17 protein-coding genes are annotated in these 19,549 nt (G+C 72.1%); 10 read left to right on the top strand and 7 right to left on the bottom strand.

What is annotated here, in order from left to right; genetic code table 11:
- Nucleotides 1–21 precede the first annotated feature (21 nt).
- Nucleotides 22–3,069: an alpha-mannosidase gene (locus CP983_RS07075; RefSeq protein ID WP_150498966.1), complete on the top strand. Its 3,048-nt coding sequence runs from the start codon at nt 22–24 to the stop codon at nt 3,067–3,069.
- A complete protein-coding gene (locus CP983_RS07070; RefSeq protein ID WP_150498965.1) occupies nt 3,069–4,319 on the top strand; it encodes an alpha-L-fucosidase in 1,251 nt (416 codons plus the stop codon). The genes CP983_RS07075 and CP983_RS07070 overlap by 1 nt, the downstream gene beginning before the upstream one ends.
- 217 nt (nt 4,320–4,536) lie before the next feature.
- Here CP983_RS07070 and CP983_RS07065 read toward each other — a convergent pair whose 3' ends face one another.
- From CP983_RS07065 to CP983_RS07050, 4 genes are all read right to left on the bottom strand, one after another.
- Nucleotides 4,537–6,219 carry a carbohydrate binding domain-containing protein gene (locus CP983_RS07065; RefSeq protein WP_229914655.1) on the bottom strand — a complete coding sequence of 561 codons (1,683 nt, stop codon included), beginning with the start codon at nt 6,217–6,219 and terminating at the stop codon, nt 4,537–4,539.
- Between the two features lie 133 nt (nt 6,220–6,352).
- Complete coding sequence (locus tag CP983_RS07060; protein WP_150498963.1) at nt 6,353–6,784, bottom strand: hypothetical protein; 432 nt, start codon at nt 6,782–6,784, stop codon at nt 6,353–6,355.
- Between the two features lie 18 nt (nt 6,785–6,802).
- On the bottom strand, nt 6,803–8,611 hold the full coding sequence (locus CP983_RS07055) for a hypothetical protein (RefSeq protein WP_150498962.1): 1,809 nt from the start codon (nt 8,609–8,611) through the stop codon (nt 6,803–6,805).
- A 229-nt stretch (nt 8,612–8,840) separates the two neighbouring features.
- Nucleotides 8,841–9,977, bottom strand: coding sequence for an ATP-grasp domain-containing protein (locus CP983_RS07050; protein ID WP_150498961.1), 1,137 nt, complete (start codon nt 9,975–9,977; stop codon nt 8,841–8,843).
- A gap of 333 nt (nt 9,978–10,310) precedes the next feature.
- Here CP983_RS07050 and CP983_RS07045 point away from each other — a divergent pair, with 333 nt between their 5' ends.
- Together CP983_RS07045 and CP983_RS07040 are read left to right on the top strand one after the other, a co-directional pair.
- Nucleotides 10,311–11,171, top strand: a complete 861-nt coding sequence (locus tag CP983_RS07045) for a metallophosphoesterase family protein (protein ID WP_150498960.1) — start codon at nt 10,311–10,313, stop codon at nt 11,169–11,171.
- Complete coding sequence (locus CP983_RS07040; protein WP_150498959.1) at nt 11,168–11,848, top strand: 4'-phosphopantetheinyl transferase family protein; 681 nt, start codon at nt 11,168–11,170, stop codon at nt 11,846–11,848. Before CP983_RS07045 ends, CP983_RS07040 begins: the two co-directional genes overlap by 4 nt.
- Nucleotides 11,849–11,876: 28 nt before the next feature.
- Here CP983_RS07040 and CP983_RS07035 read toward each other — a convergent pair whose 3' ends face one another.
- On the bottom strand, nt 11,877–12,107 hold the full coding sequence (locus CP983_RS07035) for a hypothetical protein (protein ID WP_030954880.1): 231 nt from the start codon (nt 12,105–12,107) through the stop codon (nt 11,877–11,879).
- A gap of 231 nt (nt 12,108–12,338) precedes the next feature.
- Here CP983_RS07035 and CP983_RS07030 point away from each other — a divergent pair, with 231 nt between their 5' ends.
- Nucleotides 12,339–13,382 carry an alpha/beta fold hydrolase gene (locus CP983_RS07030; RefSeq protein WP_229914654.1) on the top strand — a complete coding sequence of 348 codons (1,044 nt, stop codon included), beginning with the start codon at nt 12,339–12,341 and terminating at the stop codon, nt 13,380–13,382.
- A 37-nt stretch (nt 13,383–13,419) separates the two neighbouring features.
- On the opposite strand, the gene CP983_RS07025 is transcribed toward CP983_RS07030, so the two are convergent.
- The gene (locus CP983_RS07025; RefSeq protein WP_030960641.1) at nt 13,420–13,944 is read right to left on the bottom strand and encodes a hypothetical protein; all 525 of its coding nucleotides are present in this window, start codon (nt 13,942–13,944) and stop codon (nt 13,420–13,422) included.
- A 39-nt stretch (nt 13,945–13,983) separates the two neighbouring features.
- On the bottom strand, nt 13,984–14,634 hold the full coding sequence (locus CP983_RS07020; protein WP_107908174.1) for a helix-turn-helix domain-containing protein: 651 nt from the start codon (nt 14,632–14,634) through the stop codon (nt 13,984–13,986).
- 223 nt (nt 14,635–14,857) lie between these two features.
- On the opposite strand from CP983_RS07020, the gene CP983_RS07015 reads away from it, so the two are divergent.
- The 5 genes from CP983_RS07015 to CP983_RS06995 all read left to right on the top strand — a co-directional run bounded on the left by CP983_RS07015 (nt 14,858) and on the right by CP983_RS06995 (nt 19,541).
- Nucleotides 14,858–15,520, top strand: coding sequence for an MmyB family transcriptional regulator (locus tag CP983_RS07015; protein ID WP_167537667.1), 663 nt, complete (start codon nt 14,858–14,860; stop codon nt 15,518–15,520).
- Nucleotides 15,521–15,671: 151 nt separating this feature from the next.
- The gene (locus tag CP983_RS07010; RefSeq protein WP_150498958.1) at nt 15,672–16,823 is read left to right on the top strand and encodes an NAD(P)/FAD-dependent oxidoreductase; all 1,152 of its coding nucleotides are present in this window, start codon (nt 15,672–15,674) and stop codon (nt 16,821–16,823) included.
- On the top strand, nt 16,820–17,122 hold the full coding sequence (locus CP983_RS07005) for a (2Fe-2S)-binding protein (protein WP_150498957.1): 303 nt from the start codon (nt 16,820–16,822) through the stop codon (nt 17,120–17,122). The genes CP983_RS07010 and CP983_RS07005 overlap by 4 nt, the downstream gene beginning before the upstream one ends.
- Complete coding sequence (locus tag CP983_RS07000; RefSeq protein WP_150498956.1) at nt 17,115–18,536, top strand: FAD/NAD(P)-dependent oxidoreductase; 1,422 nt, start codon at nt 17,115–17,117, stop codon at nt 18,534–18,536. Before CP983_RS07005 ends, CP983_RS07000 begins: the two co-directional genes overlap by 8 nt.
- A 108-nt stretch (nt 18,537–18,644) precedes the next feature.
- Nucleotides 18,645–19,541, top strand: a complete 897-nt coding sequence (locus CP983_RS06995) for a dihydrodipicolinate synthase family protein (protein ID WP_150498955.1) — start codon at nt 18,645–18,647, stop codon at nt 19,539–19,541.
- Nucleotides 19,542–19,549: the final 8 nt, after the last annotated feature.

The following is a 19,549-nucleotide window of genomic DNA, read 5'->3' as shown; positions in this document are numbered from 1 at the left end:
TCTCCCTCCCTGGAGACCCTGATGCACGACGAACGCCGCCGGATCGAGGAACGCGTCGAGCGCGTCCACAACCAGCGCATCAAGCCCGCGATCTACTCGGCCACCGTCCCCTTCGAGGTCGAGGCCTGGCAGGCGCCGGGCGAGCCGGTACCCTTCGAGGAGGCGGCGGCCGCCCGGTACGAGCCCTTCGCGATGGACACCCCCTGGGGCCCGCCCTGGGGCACGACCTGGTTCCGGATGCGCGGGCAGGTGCCCGCCGAGTGGGCCGGACGCCGCGTCGAGGCGGTCATCGACCTCGGCTTCGTGGGGGACTGGCCCGGCAACCAGGCCGAGGCCCTGGTCCACCTCGTCGACGGCCGCCCCCTGAAGGCGGTCAACCCGCTCAACCAGTACGTGCCGATCGGCAACCCGGCCGCGGGCGGCGAGGAGATCGACTACCTCGTCGAGGCCGCCTCCAACCCCGACATCCTCGCCAACGACTTCGCGGCCCCGACCCCCCTCGGCGACGTCCTCACCGCCGGCGACAAGCCCCTCTACACCTTCAGGCGCGCCGACATCGCCGTCCTGGACGAGGAGGTCTGGCACCTCGACCTGGACCTCCAGGTGCTGCGCGAGCTCATGGTCCACCTCGGCGAGCACGAGCCCCGCCGGCACGAGATCATGCACGCCCTCGACCGGGCCATGGACGTCCTCGACCTGGACGACATCTCCGGCAGCGCGGCCGCCGTACGCGAGGTCCTCGCCCCCGTCCTCGCCAAGCCCGCGCACGCCAGCGCCCACACCGTCTCCGGCGTCGGCCACGCCCACATCGACTCCGCGTGGCTGTGGCCCATCCGCGAGACCAAGCGCAAGACGTCCCGCACCTTCTCGAACGTCACGTCGCTGGCCGACGAGTACGACGACTTCATCTTCGCCTGCTCGCAGGCCCAGCAGTACGAGTGGGTGCGCGACAACTACCCGCACGTGTGGGCCCGGATCCAGGAGTCCGTGAAGAAGGGCCAGTGGGCCCCGGTCGGCGGCATGTGGGTCGAGGCCGACGGCAATCTGCCCGGCGGCGAGGCCATCGCCCGCCAGCTCATCCACGGCAAGCGGTTCTTCATCGAGCACTTCGGCGTCGAGACCAAGGGCGTCTGGCTGCCGGACTCCTTCGGCTACACCGCCGCCTACCCGCAGCTCGCCAAGCTCGCCGGCAACGAGTGGTTCCTGACCCAGAAGATCTCCTGGAACCAGACCAACAAGTTCCCCCACCACACCTTCTGGTGGGAGGGCATCGACGGCACCCGCATCTTCACCCACTTCCCGCCCGTCGACACCTACAACGCCCGCTTCAGCGGCGAGGAGATGGACCGCGCGGTCCGCAACTACTCCGAGAAGGGCGGCGGCACGCGCTCGCTGGCCCCCTTCGGCTGGGGCGACGGCGGTGGCGGCCCCACCCGCGAGATCATGGAGCGGGCCCGTCGGCTCGCCGACCTGGAGGGCTCGCCCAAGGTCGTCGTGGAGCACCCCGACGAGTTCTTCGCCAAGGCCCGCGCCGAGTACGAGGACGCACCCGTCTGGAACGGCGAGCTCTACCTGGAGCTGCACCGCGCCACCTACACCTCCCAGGCCCGCACCAAGCAGGGCAACCGGCGCAGCGAACACAAGCTCCGCGAGGCCGAGTTGTGGGCGACGACCGCAGCGCTGCACGCGCCGGGCTACGCCTACCCGTACGAGAAGCTCGACCGGCTCTGGAAGACGGTCCTGCTGCACCAGTTCCACGACATCCTGCCGGGCTCCTCGATCGCCTGGGTGCACCGCGAGGCCGAGGCCGAGTACGCCCGTGTGGCCGCGGAGCTGGAGGAGCTGACGGCCGAGGCGGTCGCGGCGCTGGGCGGGGGAGAGGCCCGCGTCTTCAACACGAGCCCGTATCCGCGGGCCGAGGTGGTCCGTACGTCCGAGGGCGCACCGGCGTACGTTCAGGTGCCCGCCGGCGGCAGCGCGCCCATCGCCTCGGCGGAGCCCGCGCAGCCCGTGTCCGTAACCGGCCGGGTCCTCGACAACGGCCTGGTCCGCGTCGAGGTCGCCGAGGACGGCACCCTGTCCTCCGTGTACGACCTCCGGGCGAACCGCGAGGTCCTCGCCGACCCGGGCAACCAGCTCCGTCTGCACACGGACCTGCCCAACTACTGGGACGCCTGGGACATCGACAAGCACTACCGCAACCGCTACAAGGACCTGCTGGAGACGGAGTCGCTGACCGTCGTCGAGGACGATCCGCTCATCGGCGCGATCCGGGTCACCCGTGCCTTCGGCAAGGGCTCGAAGCTCACCCAGACCATCACCCTGCGCGCGGGCAGCCCCCGGATCGACTTCGAGACCGAGATCGACTGGCACGAGGCCGAGAAGATCCTCAAGGCGGGCTTCCCGGTCGACATCCGCGCCCCGCACTCCTCCGCGGAGATCCAGTTCGGCCACATCCAGCGGCCCACCCACACCAACACCACCTGGGAGGCGGCCCGCTTCGAGGTCTCCGGGCACCGCTGGGTGCACATCGCCGAGCCCGGCTACGGCGTCGCCGTCATCAACGACTCGACGTACGGCCACGACGTGACCCGCACGGTCCGCGAGGACGGCGGTACGACGACCCGGGTCAGCCTCAGCCTGGTGCGCGCCCCGCGCGTCCCGGACCCCGAGGCCGACCAGGGCATGCACCGCTTCACCTACTCCCTGCTGCCCGGCGCGGACATCGAGGACGCCGTCGCCGAGGGCTACGCCCTCAACCTCCCGCTGCGCGTGGCCGACGCGGCCGGCTCGCCCGAGCCGGTCGTCTCGGTCGACGGCGACGGTGTGACCGTCGAGGCGGTCAAGCTGGCCGACGACATGTCCGGTGACGTGGTCGTACGGCTCTACGAATCGCGGGGCGGCCGGGCGCAGGGCGTGCTGCGCACCGGGTTCCCGCTGGCCGGCGCCCAGATCACCGACCTCCTGGAGCGCCCCCTGGAGACCGCCGAGACCGACGGCGGGGTGCCCGTGTCGCTGCGCCCCTTCCAGGTGCTGACCCTTCGCCTACAGCGCGCCGAGGTCGGCTGATGGCGATACAACCCTGGTTCACCGACGCCAAGTTGGGGATCTTCATCCACTGGGGCATCTACGCCGTCGACGGCGTCCAGGAGTCCTGGTCGTTCTACGACGACATCGTCCCGTACGACCGGTACATGTCCCAGTTCGACCGGTTCACCGCCGCCCGCTACGAACCGCGCGACTGGGCGAAGCTCTTCGCGCGGGCCGGCGCCCGGTATGCCGTGCTGACCAGCCGCCACCACGACGGTGTGGCCCTGTGGGACACGGCCCACGGCGATCTGAACGTGGGCCGCGACCTGATCGCGGGTTACGCCGACGCCCTGCGCGAGCAGGGCCTCAAGGTCGGGCTGTACTACTCCCACTCGGACTGGAGCCACCCCGACTACGCCTCCACCCGCAAGCCCGGCCGCCCGCCGGAGCTGGAGGACAACCGGTACTCCGAGGTCGCCGCCGAGGGCGAGGACATGGCCGCCTGGGAACGCTTCCTCGGCTACCGGGACGGCCAGATACGGGAGTTGACCTCCCGCTACAAGCCGGACCTGCTGTGGTTCGACGGCGAGTGGGACCGCAGCGAGGAGCAGTGGCGCATCCCCGAGCTGGCCGCGCTGATCCGCTCCGAGGTGCCGGACGTCGTGTTCAACGCCCGCATGCTCAGCGAGGGCGACTACGCGACGCCCGAGCAGGGCGCCCCGGTCGTCCCGCCCGACGGCCCCTGGGAGCTGTGCCTGACGATCAACGACTCCTGGGGCCATCAGCACCACGACCACAACCACAAGTCGGTCGACCAGCTGATCCGCTACTTCGCCGAGACCATCGGCTCAGGCGGCAACCTGCTGCTGAGCGTGGGCCCGCGCGAGGACGGCACGATCCCGGCCGAACAGGCCGAGCGGCTGGAGGGACTCGGCGACTGGATCGCCAAGCACGCGGAAGCGGTGTACGGCACCGAACGGGGCCTGCCGGCCGGTCATCACTACGGCCCGAGCACCCTCTCCAAGGACCGCCGGACCCTGTACCTGACGCTCTTCGACGCCCCGCGCGCCGAGATCAACGTACGCGGGCTGCTCGGTGGGGTACGCCGGGTCACGGTGCTCGGCAGCGGACGGGAACTGGCCCATCGGATCACCGGCGGTCTGCACGAGACGCCCGGGGTGCTCTGGATCGAACCGCCCACCGGGGCGGACCTCGACCCGCACGCCACGGTGCTCGCGGTCGAGCTGGAAGGGGAGCTGGAGCTGTACCGGGGTTCGGGCCGCTTCTGACGCACCAGTTCGCGGCTCACTTCGGGCCGGTCGGCCGCCGCCCCCGTCGCAGCGGTCGGCCGGCCCGAATCCCCCGTGCTTCCCCCGTGGTGGTGCTTCCCCCGTTTTTTCCTCGGTCCCCCGTTGTTCCCCCGTTGCCTTTCACTCTTATGAGCGCGCCGGTGGCGCCCTGATACACCCTCCCGGAAAAAAGTTCTCCCGGGAGGGTGACAGGGCGTCAGCCGGTGAACCCGGCCGTGATCGAAGTGAACTGCCAGTTGCTCTGGCTGATGCCGGAGCAGTTGCTCGTCACGCCGCCGCCCGGGCACGGCCGGTCACGGTTGACCGACCAGAACGCGAGACGGGCGATGTGATGGGAGTTCGCCCAGTCCCGGATCTGCGTCCAGGTCGCGGTCGAGGTGAGCTCCTGCTGGTCGGACAGCCCGTTCATGCCGGAGATGCCGATGTGGGCGTAGGCCGTCGCGTCGTCCCACCCGAAGGTGGACTTCAGCTTGTTCTTCAGCCCCTCCGTGGCGTTCACGGTGTTGCCGTACATGTCGGCGCCGCCGCCGAAGTCGAACGGCATGATCGTGAAGACGTCGATGTCCGCGTTGAGCGCCTTGGCCTGCTCGATGAGCCGGTTGCCCCAGTACGTCGGCCCGGTCGTGGAGGTGCCGAAGGTGAGGACGGTCCGCAGGCCCGGGTTGTTCGCCTTGACGATCTTCAGGGCGTTCAGGATCCGGTCCTGCACGGTGGCGTTCTCGAACTCGTCGGTGTTCTCGATGTCGACGTCGATCGCCTTCAGCCCGTAGGCGTCGATGACCTTCTGGTACGCCCCCGCCAGCGCCTCGGCGCTGGAGCAGTTCGGCCCGAGCTTGTTGCCGCTCCAGCCGCCGATCGACGGGACGATGTCACCGCCCGCGGACCGGATGGAGTTGATGACGCTCTGGTCGTTGCCGCCGGTCAGCGGCCGTGACCCGTCCCAGGCGGGATTGCAGCCACCGGAGGAGAGGATGAACGCCATCGTGTACCACTTGATCCCGGTCGAGCTCATCACCGAGGTCGCGCTCGGCGGATCGCCCCAGCCCAGGTACAGATAGGGCGCGGCCTGCTTGAAGCCGGTGCCGCCACCGCCGCCCGCGTCGGTGGTGACGGTGACGGCGTTGGAGGCCGCCGACACGTTCCCGGCCGCGTCCCGTGCCTTCACCGTGAACGTGTAGCCGGTGCTGGGCGACAGCCCGCTGACCGTGGCGCTCGTACCGGAGACGCTGAGCACCTGGGTCGAGCCGCGGAAGACGTCGTACCCGGTCACCCCGACGTTGTCCGTCGAGGCGTTCCACGCCAGCGACACGCTGGACGAGGTCTTTCCGGTGGACCGCAGACTTCCCGGCACGCTCGGCGCCTGGCTGTCCGAGCCGCCACCGGGCCCGTCGAGGCTGATGTCGTCGGCGTAGTAGGTGCCCTGGGCGTACCAGCCGTGCACATACACCTGGGCGCTGGTCTGCGAGGCACCGGTCGTGAACGACAGCGACAGCCGGCTGTACGCCGACGGCGACGACGTCCAGGTGGAGGAACCGCCGTCCACGCCGAGGTACACGTAGGACCCGCGCACCCAGCCGCTGAGGCTGTACGTGGTGTTCGGCTGCACCGCGACGGTCTGGCTGCACTTGGCGATGTCGCTCGAACTCACCGCCCCCGCAAGGGCCTTGGACCCACCGTGCACGGGCGAGGAGACGACCGACCCGAGATTGCCGGTGCAGCTCCACGGGGAGAGCCCGCCCGACTCGAAGCCGGCGTTGGACAGGACATTGGCCGCTTGGGCCGTACCGGGAAGAGCGACGGCTCCGGCGATCGCGAGAGCACCGGATCCGACCAGAGCGAGAAATCGACGTCTCAGACGTCTGAGGGGTTGGTTGCGCACGTGATCTCCCTGGGAAAAGTGGGGTGTTCGGGAGTGCACAGGTGCAGACATGTGCAGAGGTGCGCCAACCAAATTGGTATGAACCAATCCCGGTGTCAAGCTCTGGCACGGGATTGGTCCATACCAAGAATTCTCAGCCGTCCGACCCGACCGGCCGCGTCGGGTGGACCGTCAGATCACCGTTCACGACGGCGTTGACGGTGCCGTGGTCGTACGCGCGGTTGTCCTGGCGGATCGCGGCGGCGGAGGCGGGCCGGGGCGGGGGCAACTCGGCGATCGCGGACCGGAGTTCGTCGGCGGCGTCCGGATTCTCCTCCAGCAGGTCCTGGAGGCGCAGCCGCCAGGCGCGGCGCGCCCCGGCCAGTTCACGCTCGTTGCCGGGCTCCCGCACGACGCGACGCAGGTCGTCCAGCCGCCGGGTCGCCGCCTCGGTGCGGTCGGGTTCGCCGCGGCCCAGCAGCCGGGCGAACCGCTCACGAGCGGCCTGCCAGACGTCGGTGGACGCGGCGTTGACCAGGGCCGCGGAGCCGGCCGCGGCGAGTGTGGTCAGCCATTCGGGTGTCACGTCGGTGCCTTTCCTCGGTCAGGAGTCGGAGCGCCGCGCGGTCCACGGACCGGAGGCGTCGTAGCAGTCGGTCTCGAAGGTGCCGCGCATGGTGTCGCCGTCCACGCTTCCGGTGAACGTGATCTCCTTCTCGCTGCTCACGCTGCCGAAGGTGATGCGGTCGCCGTCGAGCGTGCCGTTCAGGGCGCCGTCCAGGGAACACGGCACCCCGTCGACCTTCAGGTCCCCGGTGAGTCGGTTCCCGTCCTGGGACAGGGTGGCCGTGAACCCTCCGGTGCCGAACCCCGTGGACCAGTCCCCCGTCCACGCGCCCGTCAGGGTGGCGGTCCCGGACGGCTTCGACCCGTCGCCGGAGGGCGGCGCGGACGGGGTCACGGTCAGTCCGAAGTCCCAGTAGCGGGCGGAGGCGGGCAGCCGGTCGCCGGCCGCCCGTGTGGTGAGGCGGACGAGCCGGCCGAGGTCGTCGATGCGTGCCGTGAAATCGACGGCGGTGCTGTCGGCCCGGGGCGTGGAGGTGGCCGCCGCCGGTGCGACGAAGCCGCTCTCCCGCCTTGCGACGGCCGCTTCGGCGGTTCCGGAAGGCCGGACGGGTTCGGCCGCAGGCGCCAGCGTTCCCGTGAAGGTGCAGCCCTCGCGCCGCGCCCGGGTAACCGATCGCAGCTCCCGCGCCGGAGCCACGGGGTCGACGGCGTCCATGAAGGCGCCGTCGGCCCGCACCCACCGCGGATCCGCGCCTGACGGCGTGGTCGTGCCGGTGGGCAGCACGACCCTGCCCCGGTCGATCGTGCCGTTCGTGACGGGGCCGCCGGTCAGGCCCTGCCGGAACCAGGCCGTGCGCGCGTGCGGGTCCGCCGCCCCGGCGACATGGTGCCGGCCGCGTGTGACGTCGTAGCGGAAGCTCGTCAGTTCCACGCGCCGGGCGGCCTCCGCCAGGACCGCGGATGCCGAGCGGCCCTCGGCGGCCTTGTCGCAGGACGCCCCGCCCATGACACGCGGCACGACGACGGTCACCGTGACGGTCACGACCACCACGACCGTGACCACACTCGCCACCACGGGCACGCTGACGCCGGCCGCCCCGGCGCCGGCGAACGTCAGGGCCTTGGTGACGGCGGCCGCGGCCTTGGCGAGGACGGTCGTACCGGCTTGGGCGGCGGCCGTCGAGGATCCGGCGGCCGACGTGGAACCGGCTGTCTGAGCGGCCGCGGTGGACACCTGGACCGGGTCGGCGAGCGGTGCCCCGGGTGCCGGTCCGGTGCCGGCCGCCTTCACGGCCTCGGTGGCGAGATGGTCGGCGACCATGTGACCGCCGACTGCCGTCACCGTCGCGGCGGAGCCCGTGATGACGGCGGCCTTGCCGAGGCTCGTCCTCCGGGGCGGCCGTGGAGCCAGGCCGAGTACGACCTCGTAGTAGATGTTGCCGTTCTGCACGGCGTTGACGGTGCCGTGCCCCGTCGCCACCGCGATCTGGGGCGCGGTGCCGTCAGGCGAGGGGAGGAGCGACTGAACGGAGTCCGCGAACCGGCGGGCCTCTTCGGCCCGTTCGGGATCATCCGCGACGGCCCTTGCGATCAGCTCCCGCCATTCCGGCAGCGAATCCGTCAGGTAGCGGGTCAGCCCCTCGCCCTCGTGACCTGCCGCGACGGCCGCCCAGGCGTCGATGCGCTCGTCCACCTGCGGCTCGTCGTCCGGTAAGAGGCCGAGCGCCCCTTCCCGGGCCTCGGCCCAGGCCGGTGTCCCGATCGCCGCGGCGAGATGCTCGGCCGCGTCCTCGGCCGGATCCGCGGACCTTCCGAATGCCCCGTCGTCCTGTGTGCCTTCGGCCATGAAGCCGCCTCCCCCGGGTTGCCCCACGCTGCGTCGGCACGAAGCTAGCGGCCGGGGAAGGGGGAGACAGCGGCTTCGAGGGACGCCCGTCCGGCGGCTCGGGGTGTGGGGGCACGCAGGGGGCGCTCCGCTTGGCAACCGCCCCGTCGGGCGACCGGGCGCGCCCCGATCGCGCCGCTCGGGCGCCCGGCCGGGCGCTCGAGAAGGCGGATCTTCCGGCGAACCCGAACTAGAGCGGCAGCGCCTGCGCCGCCCCGCTCTCGACCGGCTCTGCCGGTGCGGGGGCCGGGACCGCCGGCAGCAGGTGCTCTGTCTCCTCCGCCGCGCGCTGCTGGGGGATGGACACCGGGCGCAGCTGGCGCGGGCCCGAGACCACCGTGTAGTCCTGACCGAGGAACGGGGGTACGACCTCGCCCGGGTCCTCGCCGAGTGCCAGCTGGACGGCCAGCCACGGGACATTGACGCCGCACAGCGACAGCTGGTGCAGCCCGCCCGCGGGGCGTGTGTTGACGTCCATCAGGACCGGCGTGTCCCCGAACATCCGGAACTGGATGTTGGACAGATAGTGCAGGCCGAACCCTTCCGCGATCAGCCGCGCCGGCTCCAGCCACTGCTCGTGGAGCGTGAACCCGCGCCGACGCCCGTTCTTCATGCGCCCGATCGCCAGCCGCACCCGGTTGTCCGGCCCGGTCAGGCAGTCCACCGACACCTCCGGCTGCTCCAGCCGGGGCATCACCAGCCAGTCCACCGGCTCGTCGGTCCGCCGCAGGGCGTCCTCCACCAGATCCAGCTGCACATACGGTGTCGGGAACCCGCTGAGGTGCACCAGCGAGAAGGGGGAGCGCGTGATCACACGGAAGCCCACCCCGCCCGCACCGGACGCCGGCTTGAAGCAGGCCTTGTGCCCCGCCTCCTCCAACTCCTCGACGGCGGCGACGAGTTCATCGGCGTTGCGCACCCGCCACCACGGCGGCACCGGCACCCCGACGGCCTGCACGGCCTCGTACGCGATCACCTTGTCCTGGAAGACGGCCACGGCCTCCGGCGGCGGCGCCAGCAGCGCCGTACCGACCGCCTCGAACTCCGCGCGATGCGCCACGATCGCCGACTGGTGCAGCCGGGGCACGAACACGTCGATGCCGCGGCGCCTGCACTGGGCGAGCGCGTACTCCACGTACCCGGCCGGGGACAGGCCCTCCGGCTCCAGCTCGGCGGTGTCGGCGGCGGCGAGCACGGGCGAGTCGGCGTCCCCGTGCGTCGCATGGATCTCCACGGCCCGATCGCTGGGATTTCGTCGCAGCTGATCCATGAAGAACACGTTCTCCGCGTACGTGCGGTTGAGCCAGACGCGTACGCGAGAGACCATGCAGGGCCGTCCTTTCGGGGTCGCGGGCACGGCGAAGCAGGCCCGTGCCCGGGCAGGGAGGTTGGAGGTACACCAAACCGCCCCTTGCGAAGGGACGTTCACGGCGGTGGTGTTGGGGCGATCATACGGGTTTCAAGGGGTGCCGCGTGCAACGTACGTGTTACGGAATTGCGGATGCTTCCTGACCGTCCGGAGCACCCCGCCGACACCTCCCGGGGCATCCCCGCTACTCCCTCCCGGTGACGACGCGATCCGCCCTTGTACGGGCGGGGCACTCTGTGTTCTGGTGGTCCTGTTCGTGTGATCGTTCCGTGTGATCGGAAGGGGCGAAAGGTGACGTCGACGGCCGGCGGTGCCGGACAGCTGCTGGCCATCAGCGACCTGCACATCGGATACGAGGAGAACCGCGCCCTCGTCGAGAAGATGCGCCCCGACTCGGACGACGACTGGCTGCTGGTCGCCGGCGATGTCGCGGAGACCGTCGCCGACATCCGCTGGGCCCTCAAGACGCTCGCCGGCCGCTTCAGCAAGGTCGTCTGGGCACCCGGCAACCACGAGCTGTGGACCCACCCGAAGGACTCGGTCACCCTGCGCGGCGTCGAGCGCTACGACCACCTGGTCGAGGTGTGCCGGGAACTCGGCGTGACGACGCCCGAGGACCCCTACCCCGTCTGGGAGGGACCCGGCGGCCCGGTCGCCGTGGCACCGCTCTTCCTGCTGTACGACTACTCCTTCCTGCCCTCCGGCTGCGCCACCAAGGAGGAGGGGCTGAAGTACGCGCACGGCACCGGGATCGTGTGCAACGACGAGTACCTGCTGCACCCCGACCCCTACCCGTCCCGCGAGGCCTGGTGCGAGGCCCGGGTCGCCGAGACCGAGCGCCGGCTCGCCGCACTGCCCGAGGACCTGCCCACCGTCCTCGTCAACCACTACCCGCTGGACCGGCACCCCACGAACGTGCTGTGGTACCCCGAGTTCGCCATGTGGTGCGGCACCCGGCTGACCGCGGACTGGCACCGTAGATTCCGCGCCCGGACCATGGTCTACGGCCACCTCCACATCCCGCGGACCACCTGGCACGAGGGCGTCCGCTTCGAGGAGGTCTCCGTGGGGTACCCCCGCGAGTGGCGCAAGCGACCGGACCCGCCGGGCCGGCTGCGCCGCATTCTGCCGAAGGAGGACGCGGCCCGGTGATCGAGGAACTGCTGCCGGACCCGGTGGTCACCGTCGAGGCCTACGGCAACGACGAGCACGCGGGCGCCGCCCTGTACCCCGAGGAAGAGGCCGTAGTCGCCAAGGCGGTCGACAAGCGCCGCCGGGAGTTCGCCGTCGTACGCTCCTGCGCGCGCCGCGCCATGGAGAAGCTCGGCGTGCCCCCGCAGCCCGTCCTGCCCGGTGAACGCGGCGCCCCCGGCTGGCCGGCCGGCCTGGTCGGCAGCATGACCCACTGCGACGGCTACGGCGCCGCGGCCCTGGTCCGCGCCACCGATCTGGCCTCCCTCGGCATCGACGCCGAACCCCACAAGACACTCCCGGAAGGCGTGCTGCCCGCCGTCGCGCTGCCCGCCGAGGCGGACCGGCTGCGCCGGCTGGCCGGCGACCACCCCGATGTCCACTGGGACCGGCTCCTGTTCAGCGCCAAGGAGTCCGTCTACAAGGCGTGGTTCCCCCTCACCGGCAAGTGGCTGGACTTCACCGAGGCCGACATAGACGTCTTCGCCGACCCCGGTGAGCGGCACAGCGGCGGCCTGCGCGCCCGGCTCCTCGTGTCGGGCCCGCTGGTCGGCGGGCGCCGGATCGATGTCTTCGAGGGCCGGTGGACCGTCCAGCGGGGGCTGGTGGCGACCTCGGTCACCGTGCCGCACACCTGAGCCCCCTCCCGGCGTCGCGAGGCCCCTGCTACGGCTCCGCCGGGCACCAGCCCTTCAACAGCCGGAAGAACTCCTCCTCGTTCCCCGTCAGACCCGCGGCCGCCAGCGCCTGTTCCGCCTCGGCGAGCACGGCGGGCGGCACCACCGGTGGTCGGCCCTTCCCGGGAGGACCGTCGAACGCGGCTCGTACGGTGTGCAAAAGCCGCAGGTAGGCCTGGACGGCGGTGCGCTCGCGATCGGTCAGTACGGCAGTGGGCATCGGTCGGCTCTCCCCAAGTCGGCGTCGTCGCGTCACGCCCCGCACATGAGGGCGCACCACCAGCTTGCCGTCCACCACTGACAATCGGGTTCGGCCCCACGTCCGTTCGCCCGCTTAGCGGAGGCGAAACCTCCTCGAAATCCCTGGTGGGAAAGGTGTCCCTACGCTTGGGGCAACGGCTTTCGGCCGCACGCCCGCGGCCGGGAGAGCGGCAGGAACGGAGGTGGGAGAGTGGCCGATGCCCAGGGCCGACGCCCGGTGCGTGCCGTACGGCTGCGTCCGGTCGGCGACGGCGAACTCGCGTTGCAGTACCGCGTCGTGCACGGCTACCGGCGCGCCTTCCGCATGGCCGGCGAGGGGCCGGTGCTGGTGCTGATCCACGGCATCGGGGACTCCTCCGACACCTGGGCCGAGCTGATCCCCGACCTCGCCCGCACGCACACCGTGATCGCCCCCGACCTGCTCGGCCACGGCGCCTCCGACAAACCGCGCGCCGACTACTCGGTGGCCGCCTACGCCAACGGCGTGCGGGACCTGCTCACCACACTCGGCATCGAGTCCGCGACACTGGTCGGGCACTCGCTGGGCGGGGGAGTGGCCATGCAGTTCGCCTACCAGTTCCCCGAGCGCACCGAGCGGTTGATCCTGGTCAGCGCGGGCGGCGTGGGCCGCGAGGTCAATCCGGTGCTGCGGCTGGTCTCGCTACCGGGCGCCCATCTGATGCTGTCCGCGCTGCGGCTGCCGGGGATGCGGCTGCAAGTGGGGCAGGCGGTACGGCTGATGAGGTTCCTCGACACCGACCTCGGGCAGGACGCGCCGGAACTGCTGACCCTCGTCGACGCCCTCCCCGACGAGACCTCGCGCAACGCCTTCATCCGTACCCTGCGGGCGGTGGTCGACTGGCGCGGGCAGGTGGTCACCATGCTGGACCGCTGCTATCTGACCGAGGGCATGCCGACCATGCTGCTGTGGGGCGACCGGGACAGCGTGGTGCCGGTGCGGCACGCCTACGGCGCGCACGAGGCGATGCCCGGCAGCAGGCTGGAGATCTTCGAAGGGGCGGGCCACTTCCCGTTCCACACCGACCCGGACCGTTTCGTCGCGCTGGTCGAGGAGTTCACCGGCAGTACGGCCGCCGCCGACTGGAGCCGCGAGACCTGGCGCGAGATGCTGCGGGCGGGGCGGCCCGGCACGGCGGCGGGACAGCCGGACACCGCCCGTTCCCGGGCGGTGGAACGCGAGCTGCGGGAGGCGAGCGAGCGCAGCGCGACCTGATCCGCGAGGCGGCACCCGACCCGGGACGTGACCCCGGTCAGCCCTGCGGCCCCAGATAGCCGAGCGAGGCCTCGATACGCCCCGCCAGATGGTCCCGCTGCCCCCGCACCGACGAGTCCGCCAGCCAGGTGCGGCACTTGCTGGCCAGCAGCAGGCCGAAGCTCTCGGCCTCCTGCTCGTCGGCCTCGTCGAAGCGGCTGCGGGCGGCGACCTTCAGCACCGTGGAGCGCAGATCGGCGTCGTCGCTGAGCAGCCGGGCCGCTACGGTCGCGCCCTCGATGCTGTGGGTGCAGTGACCGGCCTTCATGTGCCACAGCTCATGGCCGAGGATCACCAACTGGTGGTCGGGCGCGGTGCGTTCCTCGATCACGACCAGGTCCTGGTCGGCCATGTCGAGCCACAGCCCGCTGGCGGTGCCGGCCGGGAAGGCGGCCGTACGGAAGTGGACGGGACGGCCGCGGCGTCTGCTCATGGAGTCGCACAGGGCGCCGTACAGCATGCCGGGCGCCGCGGGAGCGGGGAGCTCCAACTCCGCGATCAACTCGCCGCACAGGCGGCGCATTTCCCTACCGATGCCCACTGATCTCCCGTTCTCCCCGGATCACGACTCGGGTCGCTTGACGCTCTCCAGGAGCATGTCCAGCCACTCCGCGACCTTGTCGCGGTGCTGGTCGGTGGGCAGCTGGGCGGCACGCCACGCTATGCCGCGCACGCCGTGGTCCTGGAGGAGTCTCTCCAGCGGGTCCTCGGCGGCCTGGGCCGCCTCGCGCTCCGCGAGCTTCTGGAGCAGTTCCTGCTCGGTGCGCTGGAGGGAGCCCGCGAGCGCCTCGGGGTCCTCGGCCGTGAGGAATCCGGCGTGCACCCGGAAGAAGCGCTGGATGGCGTCGCAGTGCTCCATGGTGGGACGGCGGTCGCCGTTGATCAGGGCGCCGGCCTGCTGGCGGGACATGCCCGCGCCGTCGGCGATCTCCTGCTGGGTGTACTTGCGGCCGTTCGGCTTGAGCCGGGTGCGGCGCAACAGGTCGAGCCGCTGGAGGAAGCGCGCCTGCACATCGGGCTCGCCCGCGGGGCGGCCGCTCAGCAGGGCCTTGACGACCGGCTCCGGGACGCCGGAGGCGACGGACAGCCGCCCGGTGGCGAAGACCTCGGCGTGCGACACGCCGAGCCGGTCGGCGAGCGCGGTGACACGGGCGACGACGGCCGGCAGCGCTACCGTCGGCGTGGCGCCCGAACCCTCGAAGCCATCCGTCACCGGCAGATCTCCTACGTCTCTCACAGGCTCCTCACAAGCCCTTCCCGTGAACTCGACGGAGATTACCGGGTAGTTCGAACTCACATCCAGGTCTCGCCACAACTGTGGCCAATTTCAGCCGTCAACAGGCATGAAATGCCACGATAGTTGACACGGCTCGGGCTCGGGCAGCAGGATCAGGGCGCCGCGTGAAGGCCGCATAGGCAAGAGGGGTGACCTCCCGATGGCATATCAGGCAGGTGGGGAGCGGTCCGTGCCGCGCCCCGTCCTCGAGAGGCCGGAGGCCCAGGCCTATCTGCGGGACTACGCCGCTCTCGTGGAGGCCGTGCCCTTCCCGTCCGTGGTGCTCGACCACCGCTGGGACGTCGTCCTGGCGAACACCGCTTTCGCGTCACTTTTCCGCGGTGTGGGCCCGCATCCGACGGCGATGCCCGACGAGAACTTCCTCAGATTCGTGCTCTTCCACCCGGACGCGAGCACGGTCCTCGGCGACCACGAGTCCAGCTGGTGCCTGCCGATGCTGGCGCACTTCGCCGCCGCCGTGGAGCGGCACGGCCACGACCACGGGCTGCAGGCCATCCGCCGTGACATCGCACAGGACCCGATCATGGAGGCCGCCTACCGGCAGGGCCTGCCGCACTGGATCCGCGCGGTGGGCGAGCAGGCCGTCGCCCGGGACGGCGCCGTACGGCCGCTGCTGCACCCCGACCCGCGCTGGGGCGCCACCGAGTGCCGGGTCGTGGACGAGACGCCCAGGACCCTCGAGGAGATGGGCTACACCCGGCTGACGCTGGTGCTGCGCGAGCTGCGCCGAGAGCGGCCCCGGACGCGAGGGGCGCGCCGCGGCGCCGCCCATCTGCGCGTCGTGACCGCCACCGAGGACTGAACGGGGCACCGTCGGCGTTCAGGTCGCCGACGGCGCCCCGTCAGCGCACGGGAAGCCTCGCTCTGGCGGCGCTCGGAGCCGCCTCTCTTTTTCGCAGGACGACAGGCGTCGCGCCATTCCGTCGCAGAGTGGTGTGTGACATAGTACTGACGTGAGCGAGCGACTGACCTGCGACGTCGTGGTCGTCGGAGCCGGCATGGTGGGCGCGGCCTGCGCGCTGTACGCGGCCCGGGCCGGCCTGGACGTGATCCTCGTCGACCGCGGCCCGGTGGCGGGCGGCACCACCGGCGCCGGCGAGGGCAACCTCCTCGTCTCCGACAAGGAACCGGGCCCCGAACTGGACCTGGCGCTGCTGTCCGGCCGGCTGTGGGGCGAGCTGGCGGCGGAGTTCGGGGCGGCCGTCGAGTACGAGGCCAAGGGCGGTGTCGTCGTGGCCTCGTCGCCGGACGGGCTCGCGGCGCTGGAGCGGTTCGCCGACGGACAGCGCGCCGCCGGGGTCGTCGCCGAACCGGTCGCGGGCGACGCCCTGTACGCCCTCGAACCCCACCTCGCCCCCGGTCTGCCGGGCGGCGTCCACTATCCCCAGGACTGCCAGGTCATGCCCGCCCTGGCCGCCGCCCACCTCGCCCGCGGCTCGGGCGCCCGGCTGTTCACCGGCCGCACGGTGACCGACGTACTGCGCACGCGGGCCGGCGCCGTGCGCGGGGTCCGCACGAACATGGGCGACATCCACGCCCCGGCGGTCGTCAACGCCGCCGGCACCTGGGGCGGTGAACTCGCCGCGCTCGCGGGCGTCCCGCTCCCCGTCCTCCCGCGCCGCGGCTTCGTCCTGGTCACCGAACCCCTCCCGCGCAAGGTCCGCCACAAGGTCTACGCCGCCGACTACGTGGCCGACGTCGCCAGCGACTCGGCCGCGCTCCAGACCTCCCCGGTCGTCGAGGGCACGGCGGCGGGCCCGGTCCTCATCGGCGCGAGCCGGGAACGCGTCGGCTTCGACCGGACCTTCTCGCTGCCGGTCGTAAGGGCGCTGGCGGCGGACGCGACGCGGCTGTTCCCGTTCCTGACGGACGTCCGCGCGATGCGTGCCTACCTGGGCTTCCGCCCGTACATGCCGGACCACCTGCCCGCCGTCGGGCCCGACCCCCGGGTGCCGGGGCTGCACCACGCCTGCGGGCACGAGGGCGCCGGCATCGGACTGGCCACCGGCACCGGCCACTTGATCGCGCAGGCGCTGACCGAGAAGACCCCCGACCTGGACCTGACGCCGTTCCGCCCCGACCGCTTCGGCGAGGAGGCCGTATGAGAACACCTCTGGAGCTCGCCGACGCCCACCCGGGCCCGGCCTTCACGGTCACCCTCGACGGCCGTGGGATCGAGGCCCTGCCGGGCCAGACGGTCGCCGCCGCGCTGTGGGCGGCCGGGGTCACCTCCTGGCGGACCACCCGGGGTGAGGGCCGCGCGCGAGGCGTGTTCTGCGGCATCGGCGTCTGCTTCGACTGCCTGATCACCGTCAACGACCGCCCGAACCAACGGGCCTGTCTGGTGCCATTGCACCCCGGCGATGCGATCCGGACCCAGGAAGGGACGGGGCACGATGGCTGACCGCGACTCCGCCGACCATGGAGCCCCGCACCTCGCCGTGATCGGCGCGGGGCCCGCCGGGCTGGCCGCAGCCGTCGCCGCGGCCGCGCGAGGCGTGAGGGTCACGCTGATCGACTCGGCGGCGGAGGCGGGCGGCCAGTTCTACCGGCAGCCGGCCCCGGGGCTGCGGGCCCGCCGGCCGCAGGCGCTGCACCATCAGTGGCGGGCGTGGGAGCGGCTGCGGGACGGGCTGGCCGCGCACATGGAGGCGGGGCGCGTAAGGCATCTGACGGAACACCACGTCTGGTTCGTCGAGCGCCTGCCCGGCGGCCGGTTCACCGTGCACGCCCTGCTCGGCCCCGAACAGCGGGACCCGGCCGAGGTGCGCGCCGACGCCGTGCTCCTCGCCACCGGCGGCTACGAGAAGGTGCTGCCCTTCCCCGGCTGGACCCTCCCCGGAGTGGTCACGGCGGGCGGCGCCCAGGCCATGCTCAAGGGCAGCCTCGCGGTGTCCGGGCGCACCGCCGTCGTCGCCGGGACCGGCCCGCTGCTGCTCCCCGTGGCGACCGGGCTCGCCGCGGCCGGCGTCGAGGTCGCCGCGCTCGTCGAGTCCGCCGACCCGAAGGCGTTCCTGCGGCGCACACGGGCGCTGGTGGCACAGCCCGCCAAGGTCGCCGAAGGCGCCCGGTACGCGGCCGAGTTGCTGCGTCACCGGGTGCGGCCGCTCGCGCGGCACACCGTCGTCGAGGCGCACGGCACCGAGCGGCTGGAGGCCGTCACCGTCGCCGCGCTCGACGTCGACGGGCGGGTCAGGCCCGGCACCGGACGCCGCATCCCCTGCGACACCCTCGCCGTCGGCCACGGCATGCTCCCGCACACCGACCTCGCCGAGACTCTCGGCTGCGGCCTCGACGGGCTCGCCGTAGGCGTGGACGACGAGCAGCGCACCGACGTGCCCGGCGTCTGGGCCGCGGGGGAGACGACCGGCATCGGAGGGGCGGCGCTCTCGCTCGCCGAGGGGCACATCGCCGGGCGATCGGCCGTCGCCCGCCTGCGCGGAACGCGGCCCGACCCGGACGGGTGGGCGGCCGCCGCCAAGGCCCGCAGCCGACTGCGCGCCTTCTTCACCGCCCTCGACTCCGTGTACGCCCCGCCCGCGCGCTGGACCGACCGGATCACCGACGACACCGTCGTCTGCCGCTGCGAGGAGGTCACCGGCGGTGCGATCCGGGCGGCGGTGGTGGAACTGGGTGCCGGGGACGCGAGGACCGTGAAGCTGCTGACCCGGGCCGGGATGGGGTGGTGCCAGGGGCGGGTGTGCGGGCCGGCGGTCGCGGGGCTCGCCGGGTGCGAACTTGCCGTTTCCCGCAGGCCCTTCGCCCGGCCCGTACCGCTGGGCGTGCTCGCGCGGGCGGGGGAGAACGAGGACGGCTGAGCGCCGGCGCCCGGGGGCTGCCGGAGCCGGCCAGGGCCGAAGCCGACGGTCGCCGGTCGTCGGCGCGAGATCAATGCAATGTCACACTCCACTGAGAAGGAACCCGAGATGACCGTCACCGAACACCGTCCCTGGCGGGGCGTACTGGTCGCCACCGCCCTGCCGCTCGACGACAACCTCCGTGTGGACCACGGCAAGTACGCCGAGCACTGCTCCTGGCTCGTCGAGAACGGCTGCGACGGTGTCGTACCGAACGGCAGCCTCGGCGAGTACCAGGTGCTCACCCCCGAGGAGCGGGCGAAGGTCGTGGAGACCGCCGTCGCCGCGATCGGCGGCACCCGCGTGATGCCCGGTGTGGCCGCCTACGGTTCGGCCGAGTCCCGGCGCTGGGCGGAGCAGGCCCGGGACGCGGGCTGTGCCTCTGTGATGCTGCTGCCGCCGAACGCCTACCGTGCCGACGAGCGCTCCGTCCTCGCCCACTACGAGGAGGTCGCCGGGACGGGCGTCCCGGTCGTGGCGTACAACAACCCCATCGACACCAAGGTCGACCTCGTTCCCGAACTGCTCGCCAAGCTGCACGGCGAGGGATACATCCAGGCGGTGAAGGAGTTCTCCGGCGATGTCCGGCGCGCCTACCAGCTCGCCGAACTCGCCCCGGAACTGGACCTGTTGATCGGCGCCGACGACGTCCTGCTGGAACTCGCGCTCGCCGGCGCCAAGGGCTGGGTGGCCGGTTATCCGAACGCGTTGCCACGGTCCTGCGTGGAGCTGTACCGCGCGGCCGCCGGCGGCGACCTCGGCACCGCGAAGAAGCTGTACGAGCAGCTGCACCCGCTGCTGCGCTGGGACTCCAAGGTCGAGTTCGTGCAGGCGATCAAGCTCTCCATGGACATCGTGGGCCGGCACGGGGGACGCTGCCGTCCGCCGCGGGTGCCCCTGCTGCCGGAGCAGGAGGCCGCGATCCGTGCCGCCACCGAGAAGGCCGTAGCCGCCGGGCTCGCGTAAACACAAGG

This window comes from Streptomyces chartreusis, from assembly GCF_008704715.1.
Taxonomy (GTDB): Bacteria; Actinomycetota; Actinomycetes; order Streptomycetales; family Streptomycetaceae; genus Streptomyces; species Streptomyces chartreusis.
The sequence above is the reverse complement of the archived record's forward strand: the minus strand, read 5'-3'. Positions and strand labels throughout refer to the sequence as shown.